The 16,287-nt window shown below is 71.0% G+C and carries 18 protein-coding genes; 6 read left to right on the forward strand and 12 right to left on the reverse strand.

The features are described from left to right. Positions 1-2: 2 nt before the first annotated feature. Positions 3-878 carry a Gfo/Idh/MocA family protein gene (locus tag AB7I40_RS01890; RefSeq protein WP_428346623.1) on the forward strand — a complete coding sequence of 292 codons (876 nt, stop codon included), beginning with the start codon at positions 3-5 and terminating at the stop codon, positions 876-878. On the opposite strand, the gene AB7I40_RS01895 is transcribed toward AB7I40_RS01890, so the two are convergent. The 4 genes from AB7I40_RS01895 to AB7I40_RS01910 are packed head-to-tail and all read right to left on the reverse strand — an operon-like array spanning position 875 to position 3,880. After that, the gene (locus AB7I40_RS01895) at positions 875-1,273 is read right to left on the reverse strand and encodes a hypothetical protein (RefSeq protein WP_428346622.1); all 399 of its coding nucleotides are present in this window, start codon (positions 1,271-1,273) and stop codon (positions 875-877) included. The two genes, AB7I40_RS01890 and AB7I40_RS01895, sit on opposite strands and share 4 nt — an antisense overlap. Beyond that, positions 1,249-1,980, reverse strand: a complete 732-nt coding sequence (locus AB7I40_RS01900; protein WP_428346621.1) for a DUF4386 domain-containing protein — start codon at positions 1,978-1,980, stop codon at positions 1,249-1,251. Before AB7I40_RS01900 ends, AB7I40_RS01895 begins: the two co-directional genes overlap by 25 nt. 29 nt (positions 1,981-2,009) lie before the next feature. After that, on the reverse strand, positions 2,010-2,954 hold the full coding sequence (locus tag AB7I40_RS01905; RefSeq protein ID WP_428346620.1) for an NAD-dependent epimerase/dehydratase family protein: 945 nt from the start codon (positions 2,952-2,954) through the stop codon (positions 2,010-2,012). Beyond that, a complete protein-coding gene (locus AB7I40_RS01910; protein WP_428346619.1) occupies positions 2,951-3,880 on the reverse strand; it encodes a hypothetical protein in 930 nt (309 codons plus the stop codon). Before AB7I40_RS01910 ends, AB7I40_RS01905 begins: the two co-directional genes overlap by 4 nt. Before the next feature lie 78 nt (positions 3,881-3,958). Between AB7I40_RS01910 and AB7I40_RS01915 the strand changes: the two genes are divergently transcribed. Continuing rightward, positions 3,959-6,955 carry a BTAD domain-containing putative transcriptional regulator gene (locus AB7I40_RS01915; RefSeq protein WP_428346618.1) on the forward strand — a complete coding sequence of 999 codons (2,997 nt, stop codon included), beginning with the start codon at positions 3,959-3,961 and terminating at the stop codon, positions 6,953-6,955. Positions 6,956-6,967: 12 nt separating this feature from the next. On the opposite strand, the gene AB7I40_RS01920 is transcribed toward AB7I40_RS01915, so the two are convergent. After that, positions 6,968-7,261, reverse strand: coding sequence for a hypothetical protein (locus AB7I40_RS01920; RefSeq protein WP_428346617.1), 294 nt, complete (start codon positions 7,259-7,261; stop codon positions 6,968-6,970). Positions 7,262-7,369: 108 nt separating this feature from the next. On the opposite strand from AB7I40_RS01920, the gene AB7I40_RS01925 reads away from it, so the two are divergent. The 4 genes from AB7I40_RS01925 (at position 7,370) to AB7I40_RS01940 (ending at position 10,082) form a co-directional block, all read left to right on the forward strand. Continuing rightward, complete coding sequence (locus AB7I40_RS01925; protein ID WP_428346616.1) at positions 7,370-7,993, forward strand: cysteine hydrolase family protein; 624 nt, start codon at positions 7,370-7,372, stop codon at positions 7,991-7,993. 88 nt (positions 7,994-8,081) lie between these two features. Next, complete coding sequence (locus AB7I40_RS01930; protein WP_428346615.1) at positions 8,082-8,855, forward strand: hypothetical protein; 774 nt, start codon at positions 8,082-8,084, stop codon at positions 8,853-8,855. Between the two features lie 121 nt (positions 8,856-8,976). Then, positions 8,977-9,276 (forward strand): putative quinol monooxygenase, encoded by a 300-nt coding sequence (locus AB7I40_RS01935; protein ID WP_428346614.1) that lies wholly within the window; start codon positions 8,977-8,979, stop codon positions 9,274-9,276. Between the two features lie 53 nt (positions 9,277-9,329). Continuing rightward, positions 9,330-10,082: a helix-turn-helix domain-containing protein gene (locus AB7I40_RS01940; RefSeq protein ID WP_428346613.1), complete on the forward strand. Its 753-nt coding sequence runs from the start codon at positions 9,330-9,332 to the stop codon at positions 10,080-10,082. Between the two features lie 36 nt (positions 10,083-10,118). Here the strand turns inward: AB7I40_RS01940 and AB7I40_RS01945 are convergent, their stop codons facing one another. The 7 genes from AB7I40_RS01945 to AB7I40_RS01975 all read right to left on the reverse strand — a co-directional run bounded on the left by AB7I40_RS01945 (position 10,119) and on the right by AB7I40_RS01975 (position 16,240). Next, a complete protein-coding gene (locus AB7I40_RS01945; protein ID WP_428346612.1) occupies positions 10,119-10,919 on the reverse strand; it encodes a transglutaminase-like domain-containing protein in 801 nt (266 codons plus the stop codon). Positions 10,920-10,961: 42 nt separating this feature from the next. After that, a complete protein-coding gene (locus AB7I40_RS01950; RefSeq protein WP_428346611.1) occupies positions 10,962-11,330 on the reverse strand; it encodes a carboxymuconolactone decarboxylase family protein in 369 nt (122 codons plus the stop codon). Between the two features lie 24 nt (positions 11,331-11,354). Next, positions 11,355-11,516 carry a hypothetical protein gene (locus AB7I40_RS01955; protein ID WP_428346610.1) on the reverse strand — a complete coding sequence of 54 codons (162 nt, stop codon included), beginning with the start codon at positions 11,514-11,516 and terminating at the stop codon, positions 11,355-11,357. 36 nt (positions 11,517-11,552) lie between these two features. Next, positions 11,553-13,010 (reverse strand): NAD(P)/FAD-dependent oxidoreductase, encoded by a 1,458-nt coding sequence (locus AB7I40_RS01960; RefSeq protein WP_428346609.1) that lies wholly within the window; start codon positions 13,008-13,010, stop codon positions 11,553-11,555. Beyond that, on the reverse strand, positions 13,007-13,234 hold the full coding sequence (locus AB7I40_RS01965) for a YgaP family membrane protein (protein ID WP_428346608.1): 228 nt from the start codon (positions 13,232-13,234) through the stop codon (positions 13,007-13,009). The genes AB7I40_RS01960 and AB7I40_RS01965 overlap by 4 nt, the downstream gene beginning before the upstream one ends. A gap of 194 nt (positions 13,235-13,428) precedes the next feature. After that, the gene (locus tag AB7I40_RS01970; RefSeq protein ID WP_428346607.1) at positions 13,429-15,594 is read right to left on the reverse strand and encodes an MMPL family transporter; all 2,166 of its coding nucleotides are present in this window, start codon (positions 15,592-15,594) and stop codon (positions 13,429-13,431) included. Between the two features lie 76 nt (positions 15,595-15,670). Next, positions 15,671-16,240, reverse strand: a complete 570-nt coding sequence (locus AB7I40_RS01975; RefSeq protein ID WP_428346606.1) for a VOC family protein — start codon at positions 16,238-16,240, stop codon at positions 15,671-15,673. Positions 16,241-16,287 lie beyond the last annotated feature (47 nt).

Genomic DNA, 16,287 nt, shown 5'->3' on the forward strand with positions numbered 1-16,287 from the left:
ACATGCGGTTCGGTCTGGTCGGAACCGGCCCGTGGGCGGAGATCGCGCACGGCCCCGGCCTGAACGCCGCCGAGGGCGTCGACTTCGTCGGGCTCTGGGGCCGCAACAGCGAGAAGGCCGAGGCGCTCGCGGCCAGGCTCGGCGTCCAGGCGTACGGCGACTACGCCGCCCTGCTCGAGGACGTGGAGGCTGTCGCCTTCGCCGTCCCGCCGGACCTCCAGGCCACGATGGCGCTCGACGCCGCCAGGGCCGGCAGGCATCTGTTGCTCGACAAGCCCATCGCCACGACTGTCGAGGCCGCCCAGGCTCTGGAGGAGGCCGTCCGCGACAACGCCGTGGGCTCGGTCGTGTTCTTCACCGACCGGTTCTTCGCCGACTCGAAGGCCTGGTGGGCCCAGGTCCAGCGCACCGGCGGCTGGCTCGGCGGCTGGATGCGATGGTTCAGCGCGCTCCAGGAACCCGGCAACCCGTTCGGGGACTCGCCGTGGCGCCACGAGCGCGGTGCCCTGTGGGACACCGGCCCCCACGCCCTGTCGAACCTCGTCACCGCCCTCGGACCGGTGACCTCGCTCGTGGCCGCCGCCGGAGAGGGCGACCTGGTGACGCTGGCGCTGCGTCACGAGTCGGGGGCCCACAGCACGATCACCCTGACCCAGTTCGCACCGCCGGCCGCTGCCTGCGTCGAGACCACCCTGTGGGGCGAGAGCGGCTTCTCCTCCATGCCCCCGCGGCCCGACGACGCAGTGGCCCTGCTGGCCATCGCGGCACAGGAGCTGGTGGAGTCGGTTCGCGAGGGCCGACCCCACGACGTCGACGTCGCCTTCGGAGCCCGCATCGTCGAGCTGCTCGCCGACGCACAGGCCCAGATCACTCCCTAGAGGTGGTCCGGCACGATCAGGGCATCGGGATCCTGACGCGGAGGCAGGTGCTCGAGGGCGATCTGGACCAGGGCCGTGCGTGACTTGACCAGGACCCCACGCCTCAGCTTGCCCGACCCGGCGTCGACCTGGGCCTCGACGACCTCGCTCACCTGCCGCTCGGTGTAGGTGGCCCGGGTGCCCGGCTCGACCTCGACGTCGGGCAGCGCCACGAGCACCGGCAGGATCTGCGTCCCGATCTGGTCGAGGAGCTGGAAACGCTGGTAGCGGTCCATCTCGTCCCAGACCGTGTCGAGGTCGCTCTTGCCACGGCGGATGTCCTTGCGCTGGGCCGCCAGGATCGTCTTCGCCGCCCCGGTGACTGCTGCGGTCAGCTCATGCTCGGTGAATCGCATGGGACCAGCATGTCGGATCCCGCCTTCTGAGCGGGAACCCGGAACAGGACGACGGCCACGGCGAGCAGCCAGGCACACCAGGCGACGTACCCGATGAAGTTGGTCAGACTGGCCGCCTCGAGCACCGGGATCACCACGCCGGTGGCGATGAGGCCTGCGGCGGCGTACCCGATGACGCCGAGCCAGCGCGGCAGCACCGAGCGACGCAGCGCCACCACGACCAGCACGGTGAACGTCGCGGTGAGCGCGTAGCCCAAGGTCTCCCCGATCGCCTTGCCGAGCAGGGTGTGCCAGAGCTCGAAGCGGTCCTCGGCGTCAGCGCGCAGGGCCGGGTCGAGGGCGTCGTCGCTGATGCCCGGCACGAGGGTGACCCATCGCTGCAGGCCGACCACCTGAACGGTGGCCGCGGCGATGCCGACGCCAGCGATCCATCGCCCGAGGCGGCCACCGGCGATCCGGCCCAGCCAGATCCCGGCCGGCGCCATCAGCGCAGCGCTGAGGACGAGGACGCCGAACCAGGTCATCACGGAGCTCTCGTGCGCGTGGAAGCTGGCAAGGATGTCGGAGGTGGGCTCCTCGAGGATCTGGGGATACTCGAAGACGGAGCCGAGCACGGTGAAGCCGGCGATGGCCAGGGCCGAGGCGAGCGCCAGTGCGGCGCCTGCGCGTCGTGCGGTGGAACGGTCGGGGGTGCTGGTGGTGTTCATGGGATCTCCTTGAGGTTGTGTGGGCTGTGTCAGTGGGTCGCGACCCTCGCTCGGTCGGCGTACCAGGCGAGCGTGGTGGTCAGGGCTTCCTCGAGCGGGGTGGCCTGATCGCCGAAGGCGGCGCGGAACTTGCCGTCGTCGACCACCCACGCGTCGGTGAACTGGTAGAGCGTGTGCAGGTACTCGCGCATCTCAGGCTTGAACAACCCGACGGCGCGCAGCGTCACCCGTCCGGCCGCGAGGAGCCGTGGCCGGTGTCCGGCGGCGGCGTAGACGATCTCGACGACCTCGCGGATGGTGCGGGCCTGCGCCACGGGGAGGTGCCAGACCTGCCCGGTGGTGCCGGGTGCAGTCGCGAGGGTGATCAGGGCAGCGGCCACGTCCGGGGTGTAGGAGTAGCTGTGCAGCTGGGAGGCGTCCCCCATGACCTGGGCGGTCCTGCCGGCGAGCGCCGGACCGAACACGGACTCGCCCAGCGCCGAGCGCAGGGCCCCGGGACCGAAGTAGTCCGAGGCACGGCCGATGACGACCTCCACCTCACCTGCGGCATGGGAGGCGAGCAGTTCCTCGGTCATCGCGGCCCTGGTCGCGGACTTGGCCGACGTCGGGTTGGCAGCCATCGTCTCGACGAGTCGTTGTCCGCGCGGCGGGCCGTAGGCATACAGGTTGTCGAGTACGACGAGCCTGGCGCCAGCACTGGCGGCACCGGCCAGCACACCGCGCTGGAGCGGCGGGAACTCCTCGCTCCAGCGGTCGTAGTTCATCGCGTTGAGGCAGAAGTAGACGACGTCCGCGCCGGCACAGACCCGGGCGGTGAACGCGGGGTCGGCTGCGTCACCACCGACGATCCGGGCACCGGGGAAGGCACCGCGACCATCGCGGTTCACCGCGACCACGTCGTGTCCCTGGGTGACCAGCTGCTCGATGAGGGGGTGGCCGACCTGGCCGGTTCCGAAGACGACGTGGCGCATCATGAGGTGCTCTTCTCTGTGGTGGCGAAGCGGGTGCTCAGCAGGACGGGAAGGACGGCGGTGAGCAGGGTGGCGGTGACCGCTCCGGCTGCCCCGAAGACCGTGAACTGGTCCTCGACCTGGACACCGACGGACGTGGTGATCGCCCACCCGAGCGCCCAGACCGCGGCGAGGTGGACCGGCCAGGCGAATGCGAGGGCGCCGGTGCGCCGCAGGAGCACCAGGGACTGCGCGATGCCGACGGTGAGTCCGGTGATCGCACCTTGGGTCACGAGGTCGCCCAAGCCGGTGTTGAAGTCGACCAGGGTGGCGCCGATGCCCAGGCCGACGGCGAGGCCGATGGCCGTGGCCACGACCCACCCGACGAAGCGATCCGAGCGCATCGCCCACGCCTGGAAGGACCCGAGGACGGTCCCGGTGAGCAGACCGCCGGCGATCGCGCCGGGTGTGGTGTCCACCGGTCCGACCAGGATCATCGCCGAGAGGCCCCCGAGCGGGAAGCCGACGAACGAGACCATCCAGCGGGCGATGGTGCGAACAGTCGTGGACCGGGTGGTGGTGGTGGTGGGTGGCGGGCTGAGCTGGGTCACGGGATTCTCCTTCTTCGGGCTGTCAGACAACCGCTGGCCGGCGATCCATGCCGCCAGCAGGTGGTCGGGGTGATCGGCGAGGTGGTCGCGGACGAGGACGTCGAGCAGGTCGGTGTTGCCCTGCAGGTGTGCCTCGGCGAGCACGACGAGCTGGCGCTCGCGCGGGGACGTGGCGCATCGGGCTGCGTGGGTGAGGTGGTCGGTGTCGTGCTGGAGCATGGCCGCTGCGACGAGCACCGGGGCTGAGTCCGAGGTCCGCGCCAGGACGAGGACCTCGCCGGCGGCACGAGGGTCTCCGCCGACGAGGCGGTTCAGGAGGGCGGTCACGTCGTTGGGCATGTCCCGAGACTGGACCGGGTCGCTGACGACGCGCTGACGGCGGGCTGAGGAACGCGGCCGGCGCCCTAGTCTCGGACCGTGCTGACTGTGTCCGTGCTGGGTCCGGTGGAGGTGAGCCAGGGCGGCGTACGCCTCGAGGTCCCGGCGGGCCGGACGACCGAGCTGCTGACCCGGCTCGCCCTGGACGCCGGTGCACCGGTCCGCGCGGACGTGCTGATCGAGGACCTCTGGTCGGAACCGACGGGGCGCAACACCCTGCAGTCGAAGGTCTCCCAACTGCGTCGCGCCCTGGGCGACCGGGAGCTGGTCCTCGGCAGCCGGGACAGTTACACCCTCGCCGTGGCGGCCTCCCAGGTGGACGCGTTCCAGGCCGTGGAGCTGGCAGCCAGGGCAGCCGAGGCCAGGGGTGCCGGCGATGTCGCCGGCGCCCTGGAGCTGGCCCGCGCCGGAGTGTCGCTGTTCCGGGGGGAGGTGCTGGTGGAGGCCGGCGACTGGGCCGCCGCGCATCGCGCGCGGCTGGAGGAGGTGCGGCTCGGGCTGGTCGAGGACACGATGGCGGCCCGGGTCGAGCTGGGCGCCGGGAGCGAGGTCGTGGCCGAGCTCGAGTCGCTGGTCGAGCAGCACCCCCTGCGCGAAGGGCTGTGGACCTCCTTGATCACCGCGCTCTACCGAGCCGGAAGGCAGGCGGAGGCGCTGTCGGCGTATGGGAGAGTACGCCGCGCGCTTGTCGACGAGCTCGGCATCGAGCCGGGAACAGCGCTGCGCTCGCTCGAGCGGATGGTGCTACAGCAGAGCCCCGCGCTCGACCCGGTCACGGCGCCGCGCCCGGTCGGGGTGCCGGGCAATGTCTCGACGTCGGCCGTGCCGTTGGTCGGCCGCGGCAAGGACCTCGACTCGGTGCACGCCCAGCTGGCCGAGCACCGGCTCGTGAGCGTGGTCGGCCCCGCGGGAGTGGGCAAGACCCGCCTCGCCGTCGAGGTCGGCGGCGCACTGACCGCTCCGGGGGGCGTGTGGCTGGTGCGTCTCGACGCGGTGGACCGCACCGCTGCACTGGCGCAGGTGGTGGCCGAGACCCTCCACGTGACCGGCGGGGAGGCGGCCCTGCTCGAGCGGCTGTCCGGGGCAGAAACCGTGCTGCTGCTCGATAACTGCGAGCACGTCGTTCCCGAGGCTGGGGCGCTCATCGCCTCCCTGCTCCAGGCAGCGCCCCAGGTGCGCATCCTGACCACCAGCCAGGTCCCCCTGGGGCTGGAGGGCGAGTCGGTCCACCTCCTCCAGCCGCTCACCCAGGACGAGTCGGTCGCCCTGTTCACCCGCCGGGCCAGGGAGATGCGCCACCAGCTGGTGCTGGACCAGGACGCGGTGACGGCGGTCGAGGCGATGTGCCGTTCGCTCGATGGCCTCCCCCTCGCGATCGAGCTGGCGGCCTCGCGGGTGCGCTCCCTCTCGGTGCGTGACATCGCCCGGCGGCTCGACGACCGGTTCGTCCTGCTGCGTGACCCCAACAGCCAGCGCCCGGAGCGTCGGCGGGCCCTGGCCGGCGCGATCGCCTGGAGCTATGAGCTGCTCTTCCCCGACGACCAGCGGGGCCTGTGGGCGCTGTCCTGCTTCGCCGGCAGCGCCGGCCTGGACGCGACCGAGCACGTGCTCCTGGCGCTCGGCGTACCTGCTCGTTCGGTGCTCGACACCATCAGCCGCCTGGTCGATCGCTCGCTGGTCAGCGTCGAGACTGCCGAGGACGGTGGAGTTCGCTACCGCCTGCTGGACAGCATCCACGCGTTCGCCGCTGCGCGGCTGGCGGAGTCGCAGGACGCCGAGAACGCGGCTGCTGCCCACGCCGGGTGGTACGCCGAGAAGGCGGCCTGGTGCGAGGAGAACGTGCGCAGCGCGCGGCAACCCGAGTGCCTGGCGTTCGCCCGTACCGAGCGGGCGAACGTCGACGCGGCTCTGGCCTGGTGTGCCGAGCACGATCGGGCACTGGGCGTCCGGATCGCCATCGGTCTCGGCTGGACGTGGGTGGTGCTCGGCGACGGGCCGGCCGGCGCCGCGCGCATCCGCCAGGCCCTCACCGCCGAGACCCCGGACCGGGACACGGCCACCGCGCTCCTGCTTGCGGGCTGGCTCGAGGCCTCGGCGGGCAACGTGGCGATCGCCGCGGCAGACCTGGATGCGGCCGCCGCGCTCGCGAGCGGGCTGGACGACGCTGTCCTGGGTGCCGATGTGGCGCGGCACCGGGCCTTCCTCGCCATCCAGCAGGGACGCCCGGACCTGGTGCTGGCGCACGGGGCGGCCAGCCTGGTGGTCTGTCGGCCCCTCGGGCTGACCTGGCGGGTGGCGGCCAGCCTGCTGCTGTCGGCGTACGGCGCGCTGATGCTCGGCGACACCGCCGCGGCCTCGCGTGACGCCGGTGAGGCTGTGGGCCTGGTGACCGAACTGGGCGACTCCTGGGCGACGGTGCACGCCGAGGCCATACTCGGCGGGATCGCGCAGGCCGAGCACCGCTACGACGAGGCCGCCCGGGCCCTCGGCCGAGCTGCCGAGGAGTCGGTCACGATGGGCTTCCTCGGCCAGGCTGCCCTGCACGGCGCCACCCTGGCTCGGGTCCAGCACCGCCTCGGCGACCCGGCGGCAGCGGAGTCCTACGAGCAGGCGATCCGCGACGCCTTGGCGGTCGGGGACGGACGACTCGCCGCGACGGCTCGGCTCAACCTGGCCCGGCTCCTGCGCGGTGCCGGGGAGATCGCGGCGGCGGTGGCCCTGCTGGAGGAGAACGTGCGGTGGTACCGCTCGGCCGGCGGTGGCGACTTCGCGTTGCTCACCCGGTGCGTGCTGAGCGCCGGTCGCGATGACGAGGGCGGGCTGCAGGAGGTGCTGGCCGAAGCCCGCGGGTCGGACAACGTGGAGGTGCAGGTCTACGCCCTCGATGCGCTGGCCCGACTGGCCGCCGAGGCCGGCGAGGTGGCGCGTGCCGGTGACCTGCTGGGCGAGGCGGACCGCCTCGTGGGCCAGGTGGCCCACGTCGTCGATGCCGGCGACCGCCTGGATGCCGAGATCGTGCGCGGACTCACGAACTAGTCAGGTCGCCGCTCATTCCAGGAAGAGGCCGTCCTCGGCCTCGGTGGAGGTGATCTCGACCCGCACCCGCCACACGATGTCGTGCGGCACTCCCAGCCTCGTCAGGGTGACCTGCACCTGCGGGAGCAGCCAGACCTGCGATTGCAGGCCGGACTGCTGGGCCCGCGTCCGCGTGCGCAACCAGATGACCGGCGCACCCTCGCGGTCCGGCAGCCAGTGGCCCTCCTCGACCCCCCAGCCGCCGAGCGCGGCGACCATGGGCACGAGGGCCGCGTCGACCGACCTGCCCACGTCGTCCTGGCTCACGGCGCAACGGTAGCCGTCTGGACCTCCCCGTGCGGTCCGTGCGCCCGGCCCCGGTCTGTGGGAGGTTCGATCCCACCCCGACGTACGCCTCAGCGGACAGGACCCGACATGGGCAACAACCCACGCGTCGAAGAGCCCTACGACCTCGACCCCGGTCACACCGTGCTGCTCGGGATCGACTTCCAGCTGGCCTTCGGGGACCAGGCGTGGGAGCACACCCCGGACGCCGATGCCGCGGTGGGCAACTTCCGTGACGCTGCGACCAGCTGGCGCCGGCACGGTGGCCGGGTCATCATGTGTCGCGAGATCTACTACCCGAGCGACTACCCGGGGCCTGACGGCGAGCCGATCACCGAGATCGTCGAGCACCATCCGCTGATGTCGGGACGGGCCAACGCCGAGTTCCATCCGGGTCTGCTCGAGCCCGGGGACCTGGAGATGCGCAAGACCGGCTTCTCCGCCGTGTCCGCCGGGAACCTGCTCGAGATCCTCGCCGAGCACGGTTGGGACACCGTGGTGATGGGTGGCCTGACGACCCCGATCTGTGTGGGCACCACCTCCGACGGCCTCAGCATGGCCGGGATCAAGGTGGTCGTCCTGGAGGATGCGTGTGCCTCCCAGCCTTTCGAGGGGTTCTCGGCCCAGGAGGCGCACGCGTTCGCGCTCGCCCGCTTCCGCTACCAGTTCGGCCAGACCATGACCACCCGAGAGTTCACCGACTTCCTCGACTGAGACAACCAGAAGGACGTCAGCGTCGTCTTCTCTTGCAAGGGGCGCTGCTCGGCGACGCCGTCCTCTCCGGCATCGAAGGAAGCGCATCATGACCGACACGCTGCGACAGCACTCCCAGGACGCGGCCGACACCGGTGGGCGCCGGCGCACCCGAGGTCTTCTCCTGCTGGCTGTCTGCGCCGTGGTGGTGGGCGTGGGCGTGCTCGGCCTGACCCGGGTCCTCGCCGACGACACCGGCCCCGGCTCGGCCGCACCACCTTCGCCTTCGCCGGCCACGCCGATGGGCGGCAGCATCACCGTCTCCGGCTCGGGCGTGGGAACGCTGGCCTTCGGCACCGATGCCGAAGAGGTGGTCGCCGTCCTCACCGAGCGCCTCGGGGACCCGGACCGACGAAACGGCCCGCAGCGCTACTTCCGCATCCGGGGCAGCGAGGGCTGGTTCGAGGACGCCGCCGACCCGATCTCGCCGAGCTGGCACTATCCGGTCACCTCGCAGACCTGCTGGGACGCCCTCTGCGTCATCTTCGGCGGAGATCAGCCGCAGACGCTGCAGTTGCGAGGTTGGGTGCTGGCGGGCGAGCCGACCCAGGAGACGGGCGTCGACGTGCGCCTGGCCGGCAGCGGGGTGGGTCTCGGCGACCCCTGGAGGCGTTTGCACGCGGCCTACCCGGGCACGACGATCAACGGCGGCGAAGGAGCCTCCCTCACGGTGCGAGACACACCGTGGTCGGGGATCTTCGACGGCGTCGGCGAGTGGCGGCTGTCTGGTCAGTGGGACTTCACCCACCCGAACCACGCGCCTGCGGGCTCCCGGCTGATCCGGCTCTCGGGCGGTGACGGGCCGGAGCCGGGCTGTTGCTGAGCCCTGTCGGGAGGTGTCCGTTGGGAGCGCGAACGAGTCCGACCGGCGCGAGCCGGACGGTGCTCTTCGCCGCCACGATGGGCAGGTCAGTCACCCCAGACCCAGCTTCGAGGAGAACATCATGCTCATCGCCGTACTCGACCTGCGCACCGCCGCCGAGGACCGGGCCGCCGCACTGGCCCAGCTCGACGCGGAGCGCGAGGAGATCCGCGCCATGCCCGGCAACCTCGACTTCCGGGTGTACGCCGCCCGCGATGACGAGGAGTCCGTCGCCGTCATCCACGAATGGAGCGACGAGTCGTCGTTCGGGGCCTACCTGTCCTCGGAGGCGTTCGCCCGCTCGGGCGAGGTCCTCCGACCGCTGGTGACCGCTCCCCCGGTGAGTCGGCGGTTCAGTGCCGCACTGCTCGAGACGGTCTGAGCGCCCTGGCGCGGTGCGAGGGCCCACTAGGCTGAGCGGATGCGAGGCAACTCGTGAGACGCGAAGCGTATGCGTTCGCGCGGGAGTTCCCGGCGGCGCTGTCCTCGGAGCTGTGTGTCGACCGGCACTACCTGCTGTGCGCCTCCGCCGGCGCACTGCGACTGGAGGCCCACGGGAGCTCGTGGCTGCTTCCACCAGCACGTGCCGCCCTGATTGCGGCCGGTGAGCCCATCCAGGTCGCCATCCCGCATCCGGTGACCACGTCGTCAGTCCTCTTCGACCCCGGCTTCGCACCGGCACCACCCGGGCCGCTCACCGTCTTCGACCTGAGCCCGCTGGCGCGGGCCCTGGTCTCGGAGTGCGTCGCGTGGCCCGACGCCGAGGAGCCGCTGCCGCCGTACGCGCGCGCCGTGTTCGGTGCGTTGGCGGCTGTGACATGGCGGCTGGCAGCACGACCGAGTCCGGTCAGTGTCCCGGCCGGTCGGTCGCCTGAGCTGCGCCAGGCCCTGGCCCTGACCGGCGAACGCCTGGCCGACGACGTCACGTTCGAGGAGATCGCGCACGAGGTGGGATTGGTGCCGCGGTCGCTGGCCCGCCGGTTCGAGGACGAGTGCGCCATGACCTGGCGGGCGGTCCTGCGCCGGATGCGGGTGCTGCGGGCCATCGAGCGGCTCGCCGCGGGCGACGACTCGATCACCACCGTCGCGCATGCGGTCGGCTACACCTCATTGTCGGCGTTCAACGCGGCCTTCCGCGACCTCACCGGCCGTACGCCGACCGACTACCGCGCCAGCTTCCGCCCCTGAGCACGCGGGTGGGGGCCAGCACGATGAGGAGTCGGCTCAGCGGATGGCGACCAGCTGATCGAGGTCGTCCTGGGGCAGTCCGTCGTCGGCGACGGAGGTCACTGCCGACCAGTTCAGGTCGGCCCGCCCGTTGACGACGGTCATGAACGCTGTGTCTGCGGCATCGCGGCCGGTGGCGATGCGCACGAGCGAGGAGCGGGGCGCGAGGGCGGTCGCGTCCACGACGTACCAGCCGTCGGCGACGAAGGCCTCGACGACGGCGTGGAAGTCCATGGGGTCGCAGCCGGGAGCGTAGACGGCGGTCAGTCGAGCGGGGACCCGCAGCGCGCGCAGCAGGGCGATCACCAGGTGGGCGTAGTCGCGGCAGACCCCTGCCCCGCTCAGCAGGGTCTCCGTCGCTCCGTCGGTGGGCCCGCTGCTTCCCGGCACGTAGACCAGACGGGTGCCGACCCACGAGGAGACGGCCTCGAGGAGCTCGCCGTCCTGGACGCCGGCGAACTCGGAGGTGGCGAAACCACCGAAGGTGTCGGACTCGATATAGCGGCTGGGTCGCCGGTAGAGCGACAGGTCGGCCAGCTCCGGAGTGGGGAGGTCGGCAGTGCCACGCACCTGTGCCTCGTAGGAGACCTGGGAGGAGCCGGCCGGCAGGGTGAGGAGGTGCAGGCGACCGCCGTGAGGTGTCGTCACCTCGACCGGGACCACCTCACCGCTCTCGTGCACGACCGTGAGCTTCTCGGTGACCTGGAGTCCCGGAGTCCGAGCGACCGCGATCTGCAGCTCGATCTCGCACTCGCCGAAGGCGGTGATTCCCAGCTCGGCACCCACGGTCCTGTCCATGCACGGATCCTCACACGCAACCGCCCCCGCGACGTCATCGGGTCAGGCGAGAGCGTCGGCGAACTCGCAGAAGGCGTCGTAGGCGCGCGGGCCGTAGATGGTGGCGGGGCCGCCCTTCATCAAGAAGGTGACGCCGATGGCCTCGGCCGCCTCCTGCTTCGTGGCACCGGCGCGGGCAGCCGCCTGGGCATGGGAGGCGATGCAGCCGTCGCACCCCTCGACGACGCCGATGGCTAGGGCGATCAGCTCCTTGGTGCGCTGGTCCAGGGCGCCGGGGGCGAAGGCAGCCTTGTGGAGCTCGCCGAAGCCCTTGTAGACGTCGGGCACGGCGCGACGCAGTTCCCGGTGCAGCGGGTTGAGGGCGTCGAGGACGTCCTTGCCGTGGGCGTGCTCGCTGGTGGTGGTGGTCATGAGGGGCCTTCCTGTCTGGGCGGGTCAGTGGTGAGCGGGAGGTGTGTGGCTGCGGCGGATCATCCGGATCATCCGGAGGTTGATCACGACGAATCGCCAGCTCTGCATGAGGAGTCCGTTGCGCCGGCGCAGGGTGCGGGCCGTGGGCAAGGGGGCACTGGCGATGCGGTCATCGGTGTCGGTCATCTGATGCTCCTGGTTCGATGGAAGGGAAGGACGGGGTTATTCGGGGATGAGGAACCATCCGGGGCGCGCCTTGGCCTTGTAGAGGAACAGGTAGTGCAACGCGTGCTTGACCCAGTGCCCCGCCAACCCGATCTCGCCGAAGGTGTCGGTCAGGCTGCGGCCACCGTGGGGGTACTTCTGGTGGTCCGGAACGACGGGGTACATGGTCATGGCGGCTGCCGATCCCGAGCGCAGGCCGGTGCCTGCGGACGCCACGCACGCGGCGCCCATGTCGGCCATGGATGCGGTGTGTGTCGGTTCGGTGGCGCCCGTCTGGATCATGTCGGCGATCGTGCGGGCGACTTGGCGTCCCATGATCCCCGAGGGCATGCCGGTCCGTGGTGGCGCTGGCGTGATGACGGTGCCGTTGGGGCTGGTTCGCGGCCGCGAGATCTGGTGCGGAGGGGCGAAGGCGATCCCGACCCCGAAGACGTTGCCGTAGGCCGGGGACTGGTACGTCGATGGCCAGTCGGCCGCGCGCCAGTCGTCGTACGGCTTGGAGGTGTAGTCCGCATCGACCTTGAGGAACCCGTTGGGCGCGAACATGGTGGCGGTGATGTCCTCGCCGAGTCGATCGAAGGCCTGCAGCTCGGCGCCACGAAACGGCGGCAGCAGCATGGCGAAGTCGAACGTCAGGCTCTCGTGGTCGCCGGCAAGGGTCTCGTAGTAGAGCTTGCCTTCCTCGACGCGCTCGACGTGGGCGCCGAGGACCGCCCGGACACCGCGCTCACGGAAGAGCGACTCGGTCCACGTCTGGCTGGACGTCAGGAAACCGCGTTGACCGAAGACCATGCCGCCGACCCCGAAGTCGCCGAGCTCGTGCTCGTTGGAGAGATAGACGACCTCGGCCAGGTCACGCACGCCGGCTGCTCGAAGCTCGTGCTCGACGTTGAAGGCGTATTCGAAGGCGGCGCCCTCGCAGGTGCAGGTGCCATGACCCATGCCGATGACCAGGCGTTGGGGTTGGCCGCTGCGGAGTCGCGCGATGACGTCCTCGAGCGCGGCAGCGGCCTCGACGGCGTGGCCAGCGGTGCAGACCGACCACGAGTTGCCGTCCGGGCCGAGACCAGGCGTTGCCTGGAAGTTCAGCTTGGGTCCGGTCGCGTTGATCAGGTAGTCGTAGCGGATCAGCTCGTGCTCCCCCATCCTCTGCGCAGAGGTGTGCACCACGTCGACCGCCGGCCGGGGGTCCGTGGTGTCGCCGTCGGGATGGAGGGCGACGGCCTTGGCTTGGGTGAAGGTGATCTTCTGGCGCCGGTAGACGGGGGCGAGGGGGAAGGTCACGTCCTTGACGCCCATCCGCCCGACCCCGACCCAGATGTTGGAGGGGATCCAGTTCCACTGCGAGTTGGGCGAGACGACGAGGACCTCGTGCTCCTTGCCCAGCATCCGCCGCAGGTGCAGCGCGGCGGTGTGTCCCGAGACCCCTGCTCCGAGGATGACCACGCGGCTCATCTGGCTGCCACCTCCTCCTTCGAGGTGAAGGCGCATCCGCTGACCACGCCGAACCGCCGTAGGACGATCGCGGCCGGGCAGAAGCCGGTAAGACTCGACTGAAGCAGGTTGAGCCCGACGAAGGCGGTCAGCAGGATCCACCAGGTCGAGACGGTGACGGTCAGCAGCACGCTGAGGAGGACGACGCTCCCGGCCACTGCGAGGACGGCTCGGTCGAGGTTCATGGCCGGCGCCCGAAGAAGCGTCCGAGCCGACCCGAGCTCTCGTTGACATGTCCCGGGCAGCGATTCGCACTGGGGACACCGGCCAGGGCGCGGTCGACGTGGCGGCCGCATCCCGCCCAGGTCGCCTTGCCGCAGGTCTTGCAGGTGACTGCGTGACACATAGTGGAGGAGCTCCTTCTTGTCGTGGACGAGGGTCAGTTGTGGGAGAACCGGATGTCGGGCAGGACACGGGTGAGCCAGGTCGGAGCCCACCACGCCGCCTTCCCGGTGAGGCGAAGCAGGACGGGCAGCAGCACGAGCCGCACCAGGAAGGCGTCCAGGAGGACGGCGACGCCCAGCACGATGCCCATCTCCTTGGGCGGCAGCGGCCCGGAGAGGGCGAAGGTGAAGAACACCGCGACCATCACGGCACCGGCGGCGAAGATCACCCGGCCCGAGTGCGCGAGCGAACCGACCATGGCGTCCTTCGGATCGCCGGAGCGCTCGTAGTGCTCCTTGGCGGAGGCCAGGAGGAACACCGTGTAGTCCATCGCGATCGCGAAGATCATCGCGAAGAAGAACACCGGCGCCCAGGCGTCGAGGAAGCCCTGCGACTCGAAGCCCATGAACCCGGCCCCCCAGCCTTCCTGGAAGACCAGTCGGGCCACGCCGAAGGCCGCCGCGGTGGACAGCAGGCTGGCAAGGGTGCCGAGCAGCGCGATGAGGGGTGCCTGGAGGGCGACGAGCAGCAGCAGGAAGCCGAGCGCCAGGATCACACCGATGACGAGGGGCGTGGAGTCGTCGAGCTGGGCCTTGAGGTCGAGATTCTCGACCGCTGCACCCCCGACGACCGCACTCGAGGGCAGGTCGGCGCGCAGCCGATCGACGGTGTCGCTCAGCGCCGGGTCGGACGGGTCGACCGTGGGCACCGCCTGGATGAGCACGTACGACGACCCGTCGGTCGCGACGACTCCGGGCATCGCCCCGGCGATGCCGGGGTCATCGGCCAGGGTGGCGGCGGCTGCCTCCGCATCGCCCTGGGGTACGACGACCTGCAGAGCGCCTGGGGCGCCGGCGCCGAACGCGGCCTGGACCTGGTCATAGCCGATCCGCGCGCTGGCGGTTTCGGGCAGGACCTTGATCGAGGGCATCGCAGTCTTGAGACCGACGATGGGGGCGGCCAGGGCGAGCAGGACGACCAGCGAGGCGAGCCCCCAGGCCAGCGGGCGCTTCCAGAGCCTCTCTCCCCAGGCGGCGAACTTCGCCGAGCGGTGCTCCCCTGTGTGCACCCACGGCAGCGCGAACTTGTTGATCCGCTGGTCGAGCTTGGCCAGGACCACCGGGAGCAGGGTGAGGGTCGCGGCGAGGACGAAGACGACGGCGAGCATGATCCCGCCGGCCATCGAGCGGAAGGAGGGCGACGGAACCAGCATCACGGCCGACAGCGAGATCAGGACGGTCGCCCCGGAGAGCAGCACTGCCTTGCCTGCGGTGTCCATCGTCTCGGCGATCGCCTGTCGGGGACTCTCGTGGTGCCCCATCCGGGCCGCCCGGAAGCGCACCACGAGGAAGAGGGCGTAGTCGATGCCCAGCGCGAGCGCGAACATCATGGCGAAGTTCATCGCCCAGATGGAGACGGGCACGAGGTGGTTGATCAGGACCAGGGAGCCGGCCGATGCGACCAGGCCGGCGAGGGTGAGGATCAGCGGCAGGCCGGCTGCCACCAGGGCACCGAAGGCCAACACCAGGATCGCCAGCGTCACGGGCCACGAGACCATCTCCGACTTCATCATGGCCGACAGGTTGGCCTCGTTGAAGTCCGACCACAGCAGCGAGGCACCCGTGGGGTTCACCTGAACGCCCGTGGTCGACAGGTCCTGCAGCGGTCCCTTGAGGTCGTCGGCGACCCGGACCATCTCATTGGGGTCGGCAGCCGCTCCCGCCAGCAGGACGGCGGTCGCGCCGTCCTGGCTCAGGGTCGCGCCCGGCTGCGGTTGGACCACGTTCGCGATCCGCGGGTCCGCCTCCAGCATCGCGGTCGCCTCCGCCAGCACCGCCTTGCCAGACCCCTCGGTGACCGGGCCGTCCGTGGAGGTCACGACGACCTGGATCGCGGTGGAGGCGTTGCCGCCGAAGTGCTCCTGGGCGAGCTCGCGAGCCGTGACCGAGTCGGAGCCGTTGGCCTGCCAGCCGGCGCCGGAGAGCTCGGACTCGACCCGGGGGGCGAAGATGCCGAGGCCGACGATGAGGAGCAGCCACACCGCGGTGGTGAGCTTGGCGTGGTCACTCACCCACACGCCGAGCCGGCCCAGAGGGCCGGGGCGGTAGCCGATGTCGGGATCAGTCGTGCGGGTGTGTCGGCGTGCGTCAGCGATCGTCATGACACATACCCTAGGGGGTATACGTCGGGTTGTCCAAATACCCCTAGGGGTACCCAATTCGTCTTGCGCTGCCGACCTAGCCCTTCCGCGCGGGCAGCACGCAGAACTCGTTGCCCGATGGGTCGGCGAAGTGGCGCCAGGGCAGGTCTCCCCACCCGAAGTGGAGCTCGCGCCCGCCTCGGTCCGCGATCTGGGCGGCGACCGCATCGGCATCGTCGTCGGACTCCAGCCGGAGGTCGAGGTGGGTCCGGTTCTTGGCCTCCGGCTTGGGTTCCTCCTCCGGCACCAGCGCGAGCACCGGCCCCCGGCCGGACGGGTGCTGGAGACCGCCCAGCTCACTGCCCGAGACCGGCTCCCAGCTGGTCAGCCACTGCCAGAAGGCCAGGTCCCGGGTGGGGTCGGCAGACTCGAGCCGCAGCGCCGTGAGCTGCCCGGCCTCAACGTCGAGGTGGAGTCGTGGACGCTCGGTCGGCTCGTCCGGCACCCGCTGGAAACAGAGGTCGAGCTCGGGGCCGCCGGACACCGAGAGGCGCGTCTCGAACCCGGCCTCCTCGTCGGTCAGCGTCTCGGTGCCGAGCTCGGCCTCCCAGGCCCGGCCGGTGGTCTGCGGATCGGTGGCGTCGAAGACGACGTTCTCGAAGTACATGCCTTCACCCTAGGACGCCGCAGGGCATGCGACCCAGGTGCGCACCG

It is taken from the genome of Nocardioides sp. (assembly GCF_050246775.1).
GTDB lineage: Bacteria > Actinomycetota > Actinomycetes > Propionibacteriales > Nocardioidaceae > Nocardioides.

Excerpts from the sequence above, each read along its gene's own strand:
- AB7I40_RS01890 (WP_428346623.1), top strand. The coding sequence starts at position 3 with ATGCGGTTCGGTCTGGTCGGAACCGGCCCGTGGGCGGAGATCGCGCAC.
- AB7I40_RS01895 (WP_428346622.1), bottom strand. The coding sequence starts at position 1,273 with ATGCGATTCACCGAGCATGAGCTGACCGCAGCAGTCACCGGGGCGGCG.
- AB7I40_RS01900 (WP_428346621.1), bottom strand. The coding sequence starts at position 1,980 with ATGAACACCACCAGCACCCCCGACCGTTCCACCGCACGACGCGCAGGC.
- AB7I40_RS01905 (WP_428346620.1), bottom strand. The coding sequence starts at position 2,954 with ATGATGCGCCACGTCGTCTTCGGAACCGGCCAGGTCGGCCACCCCCTC.
- AB7I40_RS01910 (WP_428346619.1), bottom strand. The coding sequence starts at position 3,880 with ATGCCCAACGACGTGACCGCCCTCCTGAACCGCCTCGTCGGCGGAGAC.
- AB7I40_RS01925 (WP_428346616.1), top strand. The coding sequence starts at position 7,370 with ATGGGCAACAACCCACGCGTCGAAGAGCCCTACGACCTCGACCCCGGT.
- AB7I40_RS01930 (WP_428346615.1), top strand. The coding sequence starts at position 8,082 with ATGACCGACACGCTGCGACAGCACTCCCAGGACGCGGCCGACACCGGT.
- AB7I40_RS01935 (WP_428346614.1), top strand. The coding sequence starts at position 8,977 with ATGCTCATCGCCGTACTCGACCTGCGCACCGCCGCCGAGGACCGGGCC.
- AB7I40_RS01945 (WP_428346612.1), bottom strand. The coding sequence starts at position 10,919 with ATGGACAGGACCGTGGGTGCCGAGCTGGGAATCACCGCCTTCGGCGAG.
- AB7I40_RS01950 (WP_428346611.1), bottom strand. The coding sequence starts at position 11,330 with ATGACCACCACCACCAGCGAGCACGCCCACGGCAAGGACGTCCTCGAC.
- AB7I40_RS01955 (WP_428346610.1), bottom strand. The coding sequence starts at position 11,516 with ATGACCGACACCGATGACCGCATCGCCAGTGCCCCCTTGCCCACGGCC.
- AB7I40_RS01960 (WP_428346609.1), bottom strand. The coding sequence starts at position 13,010 with ATGAGCCGCGTGGTCATCCTCGGAGCAGGGGTCTCGGGACACACCGCC.
- AB7I40_RS01965 (WP_428346608.1), bottom strand. The coding sequence starts at position 13,234 with ATGAACCTCGACCGAGCCGTCCTCGCAGTGGCCGGGAGCGTCGTCCTC.
- AB7I40_RS01970 (WP_428346607.1), bottom strand. The coding sequence starts at position 15,594 with ATGACGATCGCTGACGCACGCCGACACACCCGCACGACTGATCCCGAC.
- AB7I40_RS01975 (WP_428346606.1), bottom strand. The coding sequence starts at position 16,240 with ATGTACTTCGAGAACGTCGTCTTCGACGCCACCGATCCGCAGACCACC.